The sequence below is a fragment of the Ferrovibrio sp. GW821-FHT12B10 genome (assembly GCF_058807515.1).
Genome location: NZ_JBXAQT010000001.1, coordinates 2,588,202 through 2,603,700, shown reverse-complemented (window position 1 = coordinate 2,603,700; position 15,499 = coordinate 2,588,202). Strand labels below are relative to the sequence as shown.

13 protein-coding genes are annotated in these 15,499 nt (G+C 63.4%); 8 read left to right on the top strand and 5 right to left on the bottom strand.

The window, feature by feature from the left end:
* Positions 1-9 precede the first annotated feature (9 nt).
* Together AC1RRT_RS13165 and epmA are read right to left on the bottom strand one after the other, a co-directional pair.
* Complete coding sequence (locus AC1RRT_RS13165) at positions 10-678, bottom strand: extensin-like domain-containing protein (protein ID WP_493014259.1); 669 nt, start codon at positions 676-678, stop codon at positions 10-12.
* A complete protein-coding gene (gene epmA / locus AC1RRT_RS13160; protein ID WP_493014258.1) occupies positions 657-1,721 on the bottom strand; it encodes an EF-P lysine aminoacylase EpmA in 1,065 nt (354 codons plus the stop codon). Before epmA ends, AC1RRT_RS13165 begins: the two co-directional genes overlap by 22 nt.
* Positions 1,722-1,871: 150 nt before the next feature.
* On the opposite strand from epmA, the gene efp reads away from it, so the two are divergent.
* Both efp and AC1RRT_RS13150 read left to right on the top strand, forming a co-directional pair.
* Positions 1,872-2,444: an elongation factor P gene (gene efp / locus AC1RRT_RS13155; protein ID WP_493014257.1), complete on the top strand. Its 573-nt coding sequence runs from the start codon at positions 1,872-1,874 to the stop codon at positions 2,442-2,444.
* A 232-nt stretch (positions 2,445-2,676) separates the two neighbouring features.
* A complete protein-coding gene (locus AC1RRT_RS13150; protein ID WP_493014256.1) occupies positions 2,677-3,159 on the top strand; it encodes a PAS domain-containing protein in 483 nt (160 codons plus the stop codon).
* Positions 3,160-3,163: 4 nt separating this feature from the next.
* On the opposite strand, the gene AC1RRT_RS13145 is transcribed toward AC1RRT_RS13150, so the two are convergent.
* Positions 3,164-3,592, bottom strand: a complete 429-nt coding sequence (locus AC1RRT_RS13145; protein ID WP_493014255.1) for a winged helix-turn-helix transcriptional regulator — start codon at positions 3,590-3,592, stop codon at positions 3,164-3,166.
* 309 nt (positions 3,593-3,901) lie between these two features.
* Here AC1RRT_RS13145 and AC1RRT_RS13140 point away from each other — a divergent pair, with 309 nt between their 5' ends.
* From AC1RRT_RS13140 to AC1RRT_RS13125, 4 genes are all read left to right on the top strand, one after another.
* Positions 3,902-4,363 carry a (2Fe-2S)-binding protein gene (locus AC1RRT_RS13140; protein WP_493014254.1) on the top strand — a complete coding sequence of 154 codons (462 nt, stop codon included), beginning with the start codon at positions 3,902-3,904 and terminating at the stop codon, positions 4,361-4,363.
* 2 nt (positions 4,364-4,365) lie between these two features.
* A complete protein-coding gene (locus AC1RRT_RS13135; protein WP_493014253.1) occupies positions 4,366-6,564 on the top strand; it encodes a xanthine dehydrogenase family protein molybdopterin-binding subunit in 2,199 nt (732 codons plus the stop codon).
* A 144-nt stretch (positions 6,565-6,708) separates the two neighbouring features.
* Entirely contained in the window at positions 6,709-8,835 is a 2,127-nt protein-coding gene (locus AC1RRT_RS13130) for a TonB-dependent receptor family protein (RefSeq protein WP_493014252.1), read from the top strand.
* A gap of 29 nt (positions 8,836-8,864) precedes the next feature.
* Entirely contained in the window at positions 8,865-9,977 is a 1,113-nt protein-coding gene (locus AC1RRT_RS13125) for a PepSY-associated TM helix domain-containing protein (RefSeq protein ID WP_493014251.1), read from the top strand.
* Here the strand turns inward: AC1RRT_RS13125 and AC1RRT_RS13120 are convergent.
* Positions 9,964-12,225, bottom strand: coding sequence for a methyl-accepting chemotaxis protein (locus tag AC1RRT_RS13120; protein ID WP_493014250.1), 2,262 nt, complete (start codon positions 12,223-12,225; stop codon positions 9,964-9,966). The two genes, AC1RRT_RS13125 and AC1RRT_RS13120, sit on opposite strands and share 14 nt — an antisense overlap.
* Before the next feature lie 277 nt (positions 12,226-12,502).
* Positions 12,503-13,708 (bottom strand): MFS transporter, encoded by a 1,206-nt coding sequence (locus AC1RRT_RS13115; RefSeq protein WP_493014249.1) that lies wholly within the window; start codon positions 13,706-13,708, stop codon positions 12,503-12,505.
* Positions 13,709-13,913: 205 nt separating this feature from the next.
* Between AC1RRT_RS13115 and AC1RRT_RS13110 the strand changes: the two genes are divergently transcribed.
* Positions 13,914-14,708, top strand: a complete 795-nt coding sequence (locus tag AC1RRT_RS13110) for an ABC transporter ATP-binding protein (protein ID WP_493014248.1) — start codon at positions 13,914-13,916, stop codon at positions 14,706-14,708.
* On the top strand, positions 14,705-15,478 hold the full coding sequence (locus tag AC1RRT_RS13105; protein ID WP_493014247.1) for an ABC transporter permease: 774 nt from the start codon (positions 14,705-14,707) through the stop codon (positions 15,476-15,478). The genes AC1RRT_RS13110 and AC1RRT_RS13105 overlap by 4 nt, the downstream gene beginning before the upstream one ends.
* Positions 15,479-15,499: the final 21 nt, after the last annotated feature.

Genomic DNA, 15,499 nt, shown 5'->3' with positions numbered 1-15,499 from the left:
GGAAGGTAATCAGGCGCCACAGCGATTGAACGGACCGATATCCCAGTGAAAGCTCTTGGCATGGGCCGCATCGGCATTGGGGCCGAGCACCACCGAGAAATAGCGGCAGGCGGCGCGATTGACGTCACGCAGATACTGCCCTTCCCTGCCGCGCGCCCGGAAATGCTGGTCCACCGAGATGCGAGTGCCGTCGCGCAGGAAGAAACCCCAAATGTCGATGGCCTGACCGTGACCATGCTCGCTGATCCGGCCGCTGTTGCCGGTCATGCGTTTGCAGGTAAAGGCACCGGCATGGTTGATCTGCTTCAGGGGCTGATTGAAGACGCGCTGGGCTTCGGGGATCAGCACTTCCTTTTCAAACTGCACCAGCCGCACCGCCATCGGGCAGGTCATCTCGGCCGGGCGCACCAGCTCGACCGTGGTGCTGATGAGGCGCACGCCGTTGTTGAGCGTGCAGCCGTCCTTGCCGGCCTCGGCCTGGGCGATCAGCTCGAACTTCGCGCCGGTGGCGACCAGATCATTCAGGCAGGCAGCCTGGATCACATCGCGGCCGATCCATTGCGCACTGGCCGGCGGCTGGGTCGGCTGCGGCAACGGCGCCCGGGTCGAGGAGCGCGGCGCACAGGCGGTGGCCAGCAGCAGGAGGCAGAGCACGGTTACACGGAGACGGGTAGCCACAGGACCTCCTCGATCCGGGCGGCGCCGGTCAGCAGCATGACGAGACGGTCGATGCCCAGCGCGATGCCGGCGCAATCGGGCAGGCCATGGGCAAGCGCGGCCAGGAAATCCTCGTCGATCGGATAGTCGTAGCCGTAGAGCCGCTTCTTCAGCGCCATGTCAGCCTCGAAGCGGCGGCGTTGCTCGGCCGCATCGGTCAGTTCGGAAAAGGCATTGGCCAGCTCCATGCCGCAGGCATAGAGCTCGAAGCGCTCCGCCAGATGCGACGCGTCCTTCTTGGGGCGGCTCAGCGCCGCCATATGGATCGGGTAATCATGCAGGATGCAGGGCGCATCCAGACCCAGCATGGGCTCAACCCTCTCCAGCGCCACGCGGAAATAAAGGTCATCCCAGCTGTCGCCCGAATCGACGCGGATACCGATGCGGGCGCAGGCCTCGCGCATACGGGCGAGGTCGGGCCGGTGCGGATCGCCGCCGATGCAGGCCGCCAGGTCCAGTTTCGCATGGCGCTCGAAAGCCTGACTTACGGTGAGATACTGCCAAGGCAGCATGATATCCGCGACATGGGAATTCCATTGCAGCCGCGACCGGCCGGTGACGGCGGCGACATGGCGCAGCAGCGTTTCGCAGTCCCGCATGATGGCGTGGTAGTCGGCGCCGGCGCGATACCACTCCAGCATCAGGAAGGCCGGATGATGGGTGGCGGCCCGTTCGCCGTTGCGGAAGACCGGTGCGAACTGGAATAGCCGCGTCTCCCCTGCCACCAGCAGCTTCTTCATGGCAAATTCGGGCGAGGTGTGCAGATAGAGAACTCGGGTGCCGCCGTCGGGGTGCTCTAGCCGGGTCTCGAAGGCCTTCAGATGCGGCTCCAGGCCAGGCGAGACCTGCAGGACCGGCGTCTCGGCTTCGACAAAATCCAGGTCGGTGAAGGCCTCCCGCAGCGCCCGCAGGACCGCCTGCCGGACCAGCAGATGGGGCCGCCGCCGGGCGTAAAGGGCCGGATGCCACCAGTTCGGGGCGGAAGATGGGGCCTGTTCGTCCACGGGGCCTGCTGTTCCAAAGCTGTCTGAAGTGCGACTTTTCGCGGCGACTCGGGTTGAGAAGGGAGTCTCAACCTGATAGTTTCCGCGCGGTTTTTTCGCAAGCGGGTCCTTGCACCGGACCCGCTGTTCGTTTTTCGGAGATACGCTTCCATGCCCAAGGTAAATGCCAACCAGCTCCGCAAGGGCAACGTGGTCGAGATCAACGGCAAGCTGCTGGCCGTGATCACCGCGCAGAACATCCAGCCCGGCAAGGGCACCCCGGTGATGCAGCTCGACCTGCGCGACCTGTCGAGTGGCATCAAGACCACCGAACGCTACCGCACCACGGAATCGGTTGAGCGCGTCTTCATCGACACCCGCGAATTCAGCTTTCTGTTCTCCGAAGGCGACATGTACACCTTCATGGATGTCGAGAATTACGAGCAGGTCGGGGTGCCGGCCGAAGTGGTGGGCGAACAGGCGGTGTGGCTGCAGGAAGGCATGAAGGTCGATATCGCACTGTATGACGGCAAGCCGGTGTCGGTCTCGCTGCCGCAGACCGTGATCATGGAAATCACCGAGACCGAACCGACCGTGAAAGGCCAGACCGCGTCGTCGTCCTACAAGCCGGCGATCGTCGAGAACGGCCAGCGCGTGATGGTACCGCCGCATGTGTCATCGGGCGTGCGCATCGTGATCAATATCAGCGAAGGCGCCACCTATATGGAACGCGCCAAGGACTGATCGCAGACAAAACTGTTGCAGTTGCAATAAACCCCGTCGCAGCAATGCGGCGGGGTTTTTGTTTGCATGCATGCCTTCTGTGACCGGCGGCACAGCCATCCGGCCGGCCGCGACCTATAACGCAGCCACACAATCATTCACCTGCTTTCCGAACAGCCCACAGCTTTTCCGCCCACCATTGGCCTGCCTCTGCGCGTTATGCAGCCAGGCCGCATGAAGGGAGTGCCGCGTTATGTCACCTTGCCCGGAAGAACTGATCTCGCTCACAGCATACTGGACCACACAGCGGGACAGCCGCGGCGCCCCGCCCGCGCGCGCCGCCTTCGCACCCGAGCATCTGCGACCCTGGCTGGGCAATATCGGCCTTGTTGTGGTTGAACGCGAGGCCGAAACCTTGCGGTTCCGCGTCGTGTTGTCGGGCACGCGACTGGACGAATATCGCGGCCACAGTATCACCGGCCGCTACATCGACGAGAGTTGCCACAACATCGCCGCCACCACGCCGCACTACCAGACCTGCGTCGCCACCGGCAGGCCGGTGCATTTCCTGCATGACAACTCGCCCAACAGCGCCATCTACAAGGCGATGGGCAAATTGCTGCTGCCGCTCAGCGAAGACGGCATCACCGTCGACCGCATCCTGGTAGCGATCTATCCACTGCAGGCCACCAACGACATGAGCGACGCTATCGGCAGTTACGCGCTGGCCGGCTGACGCCTCAGCCCTCCTGCCGCGGCGGCTTTACCTGGGCGTCAAAGGCCAGGCGCGCCGCATCGACCAGGGCGACATTGTTGATCGCCCATTCCCAGACACCACAGAGCGCCTCGGCCAGCGCGATGCCAGCCGGCGTCAGTTCGTAATCGACGCGCGGCGGCACTTCGGCATAGACGCGACGCGCGACGACGCCATCGCGCTCGAGCTGGCGCAGCGTCTGCGTCAGCATCTTCTGGCTGATGCCGGGCAGATGATCGCGCAGGCGCGAAAAGCGCAAGGCGCCACGCTCATAGAGTTCGTCCATCGCCCGCATACTCCACTTGTCGCCAAAGCGCACCAGCAGATCGCGCACCAGCGTTTCGGCTTCCGGCGAAACGACGCAGGCGCCGTCGCAAACCGCAGAGGCTGCTGCCGGCGATGCCATGGTGGGCATGGTTTCCGCCAGGTGCCTATCAGTCGATTCAAGTGCCTTATTGCTCATGGAAACCGGGGTTTTATATGATTGCGTCATGCAGACAGATAATCGCATGACGACGGCCGTGACCACCGGTTTTTCGTCCATCCATGTTATGATCCTTGTCTGCGATCACAAACTTCAGTCAAAAAATCACGAGGCCAGCGACACCCGCTGCATTATACTGCGCTGACCAGCAGGGGGCCGCCCGAATGCCCCGTTTTCAAAATTCATCACCGCGGACCGATGTCCGCCCCTCTCTCCTCACCGCTCCAGTGGAGGAACACCATGGCTATTGCATTCACCCTTAATGGACGTCCCGTCAGCCTCGATGTCGATCCCGACATGCCGCTGCTCTGGGCCGTCCGCGACGAAATCGGCCTGACCGGCAGCAAGTTCGGCTGCGGCATGGCGCAATGCGGCGCCTGCACCATGCATGTGGAAGGCCAGCCGGTGCGCGCCTGCTCCACGCCGCTTTCAGCCATCGAAGGCCAGAAAGTCACCACCATCGAAGGCCTCAACGGCAAGATCGCCCAGGCCGTGCAGACCGCCTGGGTCAAGCATGAGGTCGCGCAATGCGGCTATTGCCAGTCGGGCCAGATCATGTCGGCCGTGGCGCTGCTGAGCGAGACGCCGAAGCCGAACGACGCACAGATCGACGAGGCCATGCAAGGCAACATCTGCCGCTGCGCGACCTATGTGCGCATCCGCGCCGCCATCCATGATGCCGCCAAGACCGTGAGGGCCTGATCATGACTGACCAGAGCAAGATCAAACTCCCCCAAGAGACTCTCGTGGCCTCGCGCCGCCGTTTCCTGCAAGGCGCCGCCGCTGCTGGCGCCGGCCTCGTCGTCGGCTTCCACTGGGTGCCGCGCAATGCGCTGGCCCAGGCGAAAGCTGGCGCTCAGCCGCAGATGATCAACGCCTTCATCCGCATCGCACCGGACAACACCGTCACCGTACTGTCCAAGCATGTGGAAATGGGCCAGGGCACCTATACGGGCCTTGCCACCATCGTGGCCGAGGAACTGGATGCCGACTGGACCCAGATGCGCACCGAGGGTGCGCCGGCCGATGCCAAGCTCTATGCCAACCTGGCCTTCGGCATGCAGGGCACCGGTGGCAGCACCGCGATGGCCAACTCCTGGGACCAGCTGCGCAAGGCGGGCGCCACCGCCCGCGCCATGCTAGTGACCGCCGCCGCCGAACAGTGGAAGGTGCCGGCAAAGGAGATCACCGTATCGAAAGGCGTGGTGAGCCATGCCAGCGGCAAGAAGGCCACCTTCGGCCAGTTGGCCGAAAAGGCCGCGCTGGTGACACCGCCGGCGGATGTACCGCTGAAGGACCCGGCGAAGTTCAGCCTGATCGGCAAGAAGACGCCGCGCCTGGACGCCAAAGCCAAGAGCAATGGCACCGCGCAATACACCATTGACGTCAAGCTGCCTGGCATGCTGACGACGGTGCTGCAGCGTGCGCCGCTGTTTGGCGCCACGGTGAAAAGCTTTGACGCCAGCAAGGCCAAGGCCGTACCGGGCGTGGTGGACGTCGTGCAGATTTCCAACGGCGTCGCCGTGGTGGCGAAGAACTTCTGGTCTGCCAAGCAGGGCCGCGAGGCGCTGGAAGTGGTCTGGGACGATACCAATGCCGAGAAGCGCGGCTCCGACCAGATCCTGGCCGAATACAAGGAGCTGGCCAAAAAGCCCGGCCTGCCGGCCCGCAAGGACGGTAATGTCGACGAAGCCTTTGCCAAGGCGGCGAAGGTGATCGAGGCGACCTACGACTTCCCCTATCTGGTGCACGCGCCGATGGAGCCGCTGGACTGCGTGGTCAAGATCGACGCAAACGGCTGTGAAATCTGGGCCGGCGATCAGTTCCAGACGCCCGACCAGATGAACGCCGCCAAGGTGCTGGGGATCAAGCCCGAACAGGTGAAGATCAACACGCTGTATGCCGGCGGCAGTTTCGGCCGCCGCGCAACGCCGAACTCGGACTATATCGTCGAAGGCGTGGAGATCGCCAAGGCGATCGATGGCAAGGCACCGGTGCGACTGATCTGGACGCGTGAGGACGATATCCGCGGCGGCAAATACCGCCCGATGTATCACCACACGCTGAAGGCGGGCCTCGACGACAAGGGCAACATCACCGCCTGGCAGCACCGTATCGTGGGTCAGTCGATCATCGCCGGCACGTCGTTTGAACCCTTCATGGTCAAGGACGGCATTGATGCCACCTCGGTCGAAGGCGCCGCCAATCTGCCCTACGCCATCCCCAATATGAGCGTAGAGCTACACACCACCAAGGTGGGCGTGCCGGTACTGTGGTGGCGGTCGGTGGGCAGCACGCATACCGCGTTTGCCACCGAGGTCTTCCTCGACGAGATCGCGGCGGCGACGAGCCAGGACCCGCTGGCGCTGCGCCGCAAGCTACTGACCAAGCATCCGCGTCATCTCGGCGTACTGAACCTCGCCGCCGAGAAGGCCGGCTGGGGCAAGCCCCTTCCTAAAGGCCGGATGCGCGGCATCGCCGTGCATGAAAGCTTCTCGTCCTATGTGGCGGAAGTGGCCGAGGTGTCGCTCAAGCCTGATGGCACCTGGAAGGTCGAAAAGATCGTCGCCGCCGTTGACTGCGGCATCGCGATCAACCCCGACATCGTCCGGGCGCAGATGGAAAGCGGTATTGGCTATGGCCTCTCGGCCACTATCAAGCCCGGCGTCAGCCTGAAGAATGGCGAGGTCGAGCAATCGAACTTCCATGACTACGAGGTGCTGCGAATCCACGAGATGCCGCAGGTCGAGGTGCATATCGTGCCGTCGAAGGAAAAGCCGACAGGTGTCGGCGAACCCGGGACGCCGCCGGTAGCCCCGGCAGTGGCCAATGCACTCATGTCAGGCACCAGGCAGGTCTTCCGGGCTCTGCCCCTGCCGGGCGAGGGCGTCAAATCAGCGTGACCCCACTCATATAACGCTTTGAAAAGCCCGCAGGAATTGCGGGCTTTTCTTTTTTCAGCCCGGCCAGATACGGGCAAGCCAGTCTTGACACACAGCTGTAATCGGGGGAAAGAAAGACTTCTGATAATAATAATGAGTCTCACAATGAATAAGGTTTTTGGGGGTACGGCCACTGCACTTGGCCTCCTGCTGGCATTGCCGGCTTTCGCTCAGGATAACCAGCCCGTCCAGCTCCAGGCCCTGCAGGTGGCCGGCGACTGGCTCGGCGACGCCAACGAGGAGGTCGTGCGGACCCATGCGGGTGGCCGCAACGTGGTGCGTCAGGACCAGTTCGAGCAGAGCGGCGCCGCCACGGTGACCGATGCGATCCGCGCGATCCCTGGCGTGCAGACTCCGCCGCCCAACGGCAGCGGCGGCGGCGATTACGCCCTCAATATCGGCATCCGCGGCATGACCTCGCGGCTCAGCGCCGGCGCCACCATCCTGATGGACGGCATCCCGCTGGCCAATGCGCTATACGGCCAGCCGGAAACCTCGCTGGGCGCGGTGTCGCTCGGCATGCTGAAGGCCATCGACGTGGTCAAGGGCGGCGGCTCCGTCCGCTATGGGCCCGGCACCTCGGGCGGCGTGGTCAATTTCGTCACCAAGGACATCCCGAACGCCGCTTACGGCGGCGAAGTCAGCCTGCGCGGCGACAGCACTGCGACCGACCGCAATAACGGCCGCCAGGTCGGCAAGGCCGACCTGATGGTTGGCGGCTCGCTGCAGAACGGCAGCGGCATGGCCCTGTTCTATTCGGGCAACCATGGCGACAACTATCGCGACAACGCCAAGCAGGACATCGATGACTTCATGCTGAAGGGTCGCTTCGCGCTGACCGAGAATAGCCGGATCGAGACGCGCCTGCGTCACTACTATGCCGATGCCAGCACGCCTGGCCCACTGACCCAGGCGGCTTACAGCGCCAGCAACTATCAGTCGACGCATTCCTACGAACGCTTCAAGGGCGAGCGTGACGAATACGTCGTGAAATACGTGAACGAGTTCAATGGCGACTATCGCCTGGAAACCACGGGCTTCCACACCCAGGCATTCCGCGAGCTAACCATCGCCTCCGCAGCGGCGGCGTCCGTGAATGGCGGCAGCAACAGTTCGCTGACCTTCCTCGACCGGTTACCGCGCAATTACAGCGTCTACGGCTTCGAACCGCGCTTTACGGCGTTGCTCGACACCGGCATGGTCAAGCATGCCGCCTCGGTCGGTTACCGCTACATGACTGAGTCGACTGACGAAAAACGCTTCCGCCGCAACGGCACCCCTGGCTTCCCGGCTGGTGCCAATCCGTTCGCCTTCGCTGAAATCGCGAACCGCTACACGGATGGTTCAACCGAGGCGCATGCCGTCTATGTCGACGACGCCATGAAGATCGGCTCCGTCACGGTGACGCCCGGCATCCGCTTCGAGAAGGTGGAAGTCGACCGCACCAACATGCTGACCGGCTATCAGGACATCCAGCAGTATAACGAGCCACTGCCGTCGCTGAGCATTGGCTGGGAAATCACCAACCAGCTGTTCGGCTATGCCAACTACTCGACCTCGTTCAACCCAGTGACGCATCTGGCGCTGGGCGAGACCCCGGCAGGCGGCGCCAGCAGCCTGAACCCGGAGCGCGCCCGGACGTATGAGATCGGCACGCGCTACAAGGCTGGCCCGCTATCGCTGGAAGGCGGCCTCTTCTGGATCGACTTCGACGACCAGATCGAGAGCGTCAACAGCGTTAATATCAATACGGGCGCGACCCGCCATCGCGGCATCGAGACGGCAGCCGAATATGATCTCGGCGCGCTGAACGCCGCAATGAAGGGCCTGAGCGTCTATGGCACCTATGCCTTCACCAAGGCAGAGCGCATGCAGGGCGCCAACAAGGGTAACGACCTGCAGCTCTATTCCCCGCATGTCGCCACCTTGGGCGCCCGCTACCGCGTTCAGGAATGGACCTTCAATGTGAACGCCTATGGCCAGTCCAAGCAGTATGCCGACGACGCCAACACCGAAGCTGCCAGCGCCAATGGCAAGTTCGGCCGCATCCCCGGCTATGTGCTCTGGAACGGCCAGGCGGCCTATGACTTCGCCAATGGCCCGACCGTGGCCTTCGGCGTGGCCAATATCTTTGATCAGCCCTACTACACCCGGGCATCGATCGAGGCGAACGGCGGCATCTTTGCCGGCGCGCCGCGTACCGCTTATATTCAGACCAAGTTCGTGTTCTGATATAGGCATCCCGAGACAAGGCGGCGCCAGTGACTGTTCGACAATTCTGGCGCCGCCTTCATCTCTGGGTCGGCCTGGGTGCAGGCCTGATCTTCGTGCTGCTCGGCCTGACCGGCAGCGCTCTCGTCTACCAAGACGAGATTGTCGACCTGCTTTACCCCGCGCTGATGCATGTGGACCCGCAGGGTCCCATGGCCCAGCCGTCACAGATCATTGCCATCGCGCAGCAGCAATCGGGGGGCCGCGTGACGCAGCTCCGCTATGCCGAGACCGCCAGCCATCCGGTTCTGGCCGTCGTCACATTGCCTAGCGGTGGGCGCGAAACCCTGCTGGTCGATCCCTATCGTGTGGCAGTGCTCGGCACCGAGCCGGCACCCTTCTTCACCCTCATGTTCGATCTCCATAGTAAGCTGCTTCTGGACCGCAAGGGCCGCGAGGTTGTCGGCTGGTTTGGCCTCATCTTCGCCATCAGCGCCGTGAGCGGCATTATCCTCTGGTGGCCGCTGCATCCGCGACGGTGGCACGCCTGGAAACAGGCCTTGAGCATGCGCTGGCACAACATGTCCTGGTTCCGCCGCAGCTTCGACCTGCACAAGGTCGGTGGCGCCGCCACGGCCATACCGCTGCTGCTGCTGGCGATCAGCGGCAGCGCCATCAGCTTCCGCGAGGCGCTGGTCCCTGCCATGCAGGCGATGGGCGGCCAGCCGCAGGCACGGCCGCAGCAGGCCACTCATGCCGGGCCCATCGTGCCGCTGGACGAGCTGGCGGCGGAAGCGCTACGCCTGATGCCCGGCGCCCGGCTCGTCTTCATCTCGCCCCCGGCACGTCCCGGTGCGGCCACGCGCATCCGGCTGCGCCAGCCTGGCGAGATTCACCAGAACGGCCGCAGTTATGTGCTATTCGATGCCGGCGGCAAGGTACTGGACATCCAGCGCGCGCGCGACCTGCCGGCTGCCAACCTGGTATTCGACCAACTGCCCTATCCGTTGCATACCGGTTATCTGTTCGGCGAGATCGGGCGGTTGATTATATTCATCAGCGGCCTGCTGCCGGCACTGCTGTTCGTCACCGGCATTGTGCTCTGGCTCAAGCGCACGCCGCCCCGCCCCCGTCAGCCCGACGGCATTTTCAGGCGCGTTTGAAGAAACCGACGAGGCGCGCCAGTTCCTGCGCCTGACCGGCGAGCGCCTGGGCCGAAGCCGAGGTCTCTTCGACCAGGGCGCCGTTGCGCTGGGTCATTTCATCCATATTGCCAACAGCAGTGTTGACCTGATCAAGGCCGGTGGCCTGCTCTTTCGACGCGGCCGCGATCTCGGCCACGATATCGGTCACCTTCTTCACTGCGGCCACGATATCGACCAGCGAGGTGCCGGTCTGGTTCACCAGATCGGCACCCGTCTTCACCTGAGCGTTTGATTCAGAGATCAGCGCCTTGATGTCCTTGGATGCATTGGCCGAGCGCTGGGCCAGCGCCCGCACTTCCTGCGCCACGACGGCAAAGCCCTTGCCGGCCTCGCCGGCGCGTGCAGCTTCCACCGAAGCATTCAGCGCCAGCAGGTTGGTCTGGAAGGCGATCTCGTCGATTAGGCCGACAATGTCGCTGATCTTCTGCGCACTGCCCTCGATCTGACTGACCGCCTTCACAGCCTCAGCCACCACGCTGCCGCCCTTTTCGGCGGTGTCGCGCGCCGCCGTGGCGAGCTGATTGGCAGCCTGGGCATTATCGGCATTCTGGCGCACGGTGGTGGTAATTTCGTGCATCGAAGCAGCAGTCTCTTCAATCGATGCGGCCTGGCTTTCCGTGCGGCCGGCCAGGTCCTGGCTACCGGTCGAGATTTCGGACGCCGCCGCATGGACAGCATCGGCGCTGATCGCAAGCCGGCTGGCGAAATCCTGCAGCCGCTCCCCCATGCGGTTGGTGTTGTCCTTCAGCTCGCCGAACACACCGGCGTAATCGCCCTGCACGCTTTTGCGCAGATCGCCATCGGCGAGTGCCGCCATTACGCCGGCCATATTGCCGACAATATCCTGCAGCATTTCAGCCAGACGGTTGAGGCGCTGGCTCACCTCCAGGAAGAAGCCCTCCTTGCCTTGCTCCTCCAGCCGGGTCGACAGATTACCCGACAGGATGCCATTGACCAGTGCACCGATTTCCGCTGCCGCCGCCTGCTCGCGGACATCACGCATGCCGCGTACACGCTCGGCTTCGCTGCGCTGGGCGGCCGCACCGGCTTCCAGCGCCTGCTTTTCCTGGGCATTGGCGCGAAATGTTTCATAGGCCTCGACCAGATCGCCGATCTGATCCTTGCGCGCTTTCGCCGCAATGGTCACGCCGGTGTCGCCACCGGCCAGGCGACTCATGGCACCGACCACAGCCGCCAGCGGCACAGTGATGCCGCGAATAATCAGACCGCTCAGCAGGGCTGCGACGAGCAGCAGCGCCAGCACAATGACCGCCTCGGTGCTCAGCGTACCGCGTTCGGCGCTGCGGATCTGCGCGCAGAGCGCCAGCAGATCGTTGCCCAGCCGGTCTTCCAGCAGCTTGAGCTGGTCGATGCGTTGCGTGGTGGTCTGGAACCAGTAGGGTCCGGCGATGTCGCCGGTACTGGCGGTGGCGATAAAGTCGTAGCCGATCTTGCGCAAGCGCTGCACCTCGGCGAAAGAGGCATGCGTCTGAATCTGTTTGTAATAGGCAATCTGCTCCGGCTTCGCCCGCTCGAAGAAATCGGCAAAATCGGCCTCCTGGGTCAAGCCCAGGCCGACGAAGCGCTGATAGACATCGGGGTCGAATTTCTTCGCGGCGAAAGCGCCGGCGCCGGTGGCACGTTCCTGGCCGGCCTTTTCCTTGCCCTCGAGCACGGCGAGATAAGCGCCCAGCGCGGCGGTGAGATCAGGGTGGCGCGTCACATCCGACAGTCCGTGGATGCCGACCAGCGCCGTGCGGATCGTCTGCGTGTAGCCGGCAAAGGACTGCGGACCCGGCAAGGTAAGCGCATCGATCTGACTGCGCCGCGACGACAGCGCTTCCAGCACCTGTACGGTCTTGTCGCCCAGCAGGCCAAGCGCCTGCAGGCTGGCCGTCTGCTTCAGACGCTGCAGCGCCGCGGCGAAGCCGGCCGCAGCCTTGTCGGTATCGGCGCGTTGGGTTTTCAGTTCGGTGCCGAACTGCGCGCCGCGCGCCCCGATGAACAAGGCGCTGGCACCCCGTTCCTTTTGCAACTCATGCACCAACCCGCTGCTGGCGACGGCATAGGCGAAAGCCTGCTCGGTCGCTTCCACTTCGCGCAGAACCCGCCAGCGCTCATACACTGATATGGCCGACATGCCGATGAAGCCCAGCGCCGGAATGGCGACCGCGATGATGATTTTTGCAGCGATGCCCAGGCGCATCAGGTTCCCCCATTCCCGTAATTCAATTTTACCGCGTGCCGCATGTTATGATTCTTCGCCACACGGCCATGCGTTCTTTCAGTTCGTCGCTTTATTGCGGAAATTTTAGGCTGCGCGCCGCTTTAACCCGCGAAAGCAGCATGCTGTGCATGACTGATACAGTCGCGCACAACTACAAGGCACCTCAATAGCCCCAGAGGGCGGGATTCCAGAAGCAACTGCCGCAAAACAGCGATCACGACTGCAAAACTGCAACAAACCGGCAAAGGTGGGCCCGCTACGAAACCACACCGATACCAGTGAAACGCAGATCGTTGCGCCGACGCCATAGCAGCAGGGCACAGAAACCGCCGGCCAGCGATAGCGGCAACATCGCCAGGTAGGTAAGGCCGTCGGCCTGCGGGAACAGCGGACCGATCAGCAGGGTGACGGTGGCCAGCACCGAGGCATTGGCGGCGGTGTAGAGCGTCTGCGCCGTGGCCGAGGCCTGCGGATCGATGCCCTCGGCCAGCAACCGCATGGCACCGAGGTGGGCGCAGCCGAAGGTCGCTGCATGCAGAAGATTGAGCAACACCAGCCAAGTGAAGTCGCCGGTCAGGCCGGTGAGGCTCCAGCGCAATGCGCCGCCCAGGCAGGCCAGCAGCAGCAGGCCGACGCCGCCCATCTTCAGCACGACACGCTGGCCGACCGCGAACAGGATCACTTCAGCCAACACGCCCTCGGCCCAGAGGAAACCGATCTGCGCATCGCTCAGTCCTGCATTGCGCCATTGCAGCGTGCCGAAGGTGTACAGCATCGCATGACTGGACTGCAGGCAGGCATTGGCGCCAAGGAAGGCGAGGAACAGGCGGTTGCCCAGCAGCAGCCGCATCGGCGCGCCAGCAAGTTTCGGCCGGTCGAGCGGCAGGCGCAGGTCGGGCAACAGATGGCTGCCCAGCGCCAGACACGCCATGGCGAACAGCAGCAGGCCGTAGATCCAGTCGCCGTCGCGCCCCTTCAGCCACAGGCCAGCAGCATAAGCGGTAACCAGGAAGCTGAGGCTACCCCAGAGACGGATGCGGCCGTATTGCAGGCCGTAGCGGCCCGCCGCCAGCACCGCCACATTCTCGCTGAAGGGCGTGATCGGCGACCAGGCGATCGCATAGGCGATGGCGAGCAGGAAGATCGCCCAGAAGCCATGGGCCCACCAGAAGAAGGCAAACAGCACGAGGCAGGCCCAGGACAGCAGGATGATCGCCTGCCGCCGCGCACCGCTGCGGTCGACCAGATGCGCCGCCATCGGACCCGCGAACAGCCGCACCCAGATGCCGCTCGACACCACTGCCGAAATTTCCAGCGCACTCAACCCACGCGACTCGAGCCAGACCGGCCAGAACGGCAGCCAAACGCCGGGGCCGAGGAAAAGGATCGCGAAATACAGGCTGGTGCGCCATGAAAACGCACGGCGGTCCCGTATCGCGGCGATTGCCGTATTGTCGCTCATCAAGCGCTCCGGTTGCCGCAGAATCGGGCGGGGGAAAACTGTTTACAATTGCGCGACAACAGTGTTTACAATCCCTTTAGGCGCGATGCACGCATCAGCGCGATGGGGGCAAATCCGACAGGATTTCGACAGGGGGCAAATCGCAGATGCAGGCGATGACAGTCTTACACGGCCACAGTACTGGCAACAGCCAGGAGCAGCCGTGATGCAGGGTCCCGCTTTCGTCAAAATCAGCGAAGTCAGCCTCGTCTATCAGCAGGCCGAAGAGCAGACGCTGGCCGTCGAAGGCCTCAATATTGCCATCCAGGAAGGCGAGTTCGTCGCCGTGGTCGGTCCCTCGGGCTGTGGTAAGTCGACCCTGATGAAGCTGGTGACCGGACTGCTCAACTGCACCAATGGCAGCATCACCATCGGCGGCAAGCCGGTGAACGGTCCGGTGCAGGGCGTGGGCATGGCCTTCCAGAATTCCACCCTGCTGCCCTGGCGCACCACGCTGGACAACGTGATGCTGCCGCTCGAGATCGTCGAGCCGCACAAGCGCCTGCTGCGCAAGCAGAAGAAGATATATGTCGAAAAGGCGATGGACCTGCTCGGCACCGTCGGCCTGCGCGACTTCGCCGACAAGTTCCCCTGGCAGCTCTCCGGCGGTATGCAGCAGCGCGCTAATGTCTGCCGTTCGATCATCCATGAGCCGCGCCTGCTGATGCTGGACGAGCCTTTCGGCGCACTCGACGCCTTCACGCGCGAGGAGCTGTGGGGCGTGATGCAGACGCTTTGGATGAAAAAGCGCTTCACCGCCATCCTGATCACCCATGACCTGCGCGAAGCCACCTACCTGGCCGACCGTGTTTTCGTGATGAGCAAGCGGCCCGGCAAGATCATCCTGTCCAAGGAGATCGACATTCCGCGTCCGCGCACGTTGGACACCACCTTCGAGCCGCATTTCGGCGAGATCGTGCATGAGCTGCGCGAGCATATCCATTCGGTGCGCGAATCATGATGAATGAGAAAAATCTGATCCGGGCTATGCCCTGGCTGGTGACCATCGGCCTGTTCGTCATCTGGGAAGCCATCTGCGTGATCACCCGCGTGGAGACCTTCATCCTGCCCAGACCCACTGTGGTCTTTGAGGCGATGGTGAAATTTGCCCCACAGATCGCGCATCATTCGTTGCAGACCCTAATGACCACCACGGCGGGCTTTGTGCTCGGCGTGATCGGTGGCGGCCTGCTCGGTGTCTTTATCGGCGCCTCGCGCCTTGTCTATGTAGGGCTCTACCCCGTGCTGGTCGGCTTCAACTCGATCCCAAAGGTGGCGCTGGTGCCGGTGCTGGTGATCTGGTTCGGCATTGGCACCGTGCCGGCGATCATCACCGCCTTCGTCATCTCCTTCTTCCCCATCGTGGTGAACGTAGCCACTGGCCTCGCCACCATCGAGCCGGAGCTGCGCGATGTGCTGCGTTCGCTGGGCGCCTCCAAGACGGAAATCCTGACCAAGGTCGGCCTGCCACGCGCCATGCCCTACCTGTTCGCGTCGCTGAAAATCGCCATCACGCTGGCCTTCGTCGGGTCGGTGATCGCCGAAACCGTCGCCTCCAACGAGGGCATCGGCTACCTGATGCTGTCGGCCTCCTCCAGCTACAACGTGCCGCTGGTCTTCGCCGGACTGATCGTGGTCGCGGTGATGGGCGTGCTGATGTATGCTGTGGCAGTCTGGTTCGAGCGCCGCATGACCGGTTGGGCCTTCCGCGGCAGCGACCTGATGAGCTGATCCCCGCCCGTTGCGGCGGCT

Excerpts from the sequence above, each read along its gene's own strand:
- AC1RRT_RS13115 (WP_493014249.1), bottom strand. The coding sequence starts at position 13,708 with ATGAGCGACAATACGGCAATCGCCGCGATACGGGACCGCCGTGCGTTT.
- AC1RRT_RS13130 (WP_493014252.1), top strand. The coding sequence starts at position 6,709 with ATGAATAAGGTTTTTGGGGGTACGGCCACTGCACTTGGCCTCCTGCTG.
- AC1RRT_RS13105 (WP_493014247.1), top strand. The coding sequence starts at position 14,705 with ATGATGAATGAGAAAAATCTGATCCGGGCTATGCCCTGGCTGGTGACC.
- AC1RRT_RS13150 (WP_493014256.1), top strand. The coding sequence starts at position 2,677 with ATGTCACCTTGCCCGGAAGAACTGATCTCGCTCACAGCATACTGGACC.
- AC1RRT_RS13135 (WP_493014253.1), top strand. The coding sequence starts at position 4,366 with ATGACTGACCAGAGCAAGATCAAACTCCCCCAAGAGACTCTCGTGGCC.
- AC1RRT_RS13145 (WP_493014255.1), bottom strand. The coding sequence starts at position 3,592 with ATGCCCACCATGGCATCGCCGGCAGCAGCCTCTGCGGTTTGCGACGGC.
- AC1RRT_RS13120 (WP_493014250.1), bottom strand. The coding sequence starts at position 12,225 with ATGCGCCTGGGCATCGCTGCAAAAATCATCATCGCGGTCGCCATTCCG.
- AC1RRT_RS13140 (WP_493014254.1), top strand. The coding sequence starts at position 3,902 with ATGGCTATTGCATTCACCCTTAATGGACGTCCCGTCAGCCTCGATGTC.
- efp (WP_493014257.1), top strand. The coding sequence starts at position 1,872 with ATGCCCAAGGTAAATGCCAACCAGCTCCGCAAGGGCAACGTGGTCGAG.
- AC1RRT_RS13110 (WP_493014248.1), top strand. The coding sequence starts at position 13,914 with ATGCAGGGTCCCGCTTTCGTCAAAATCAGCGAAGTCAGCCTCGTCTAT.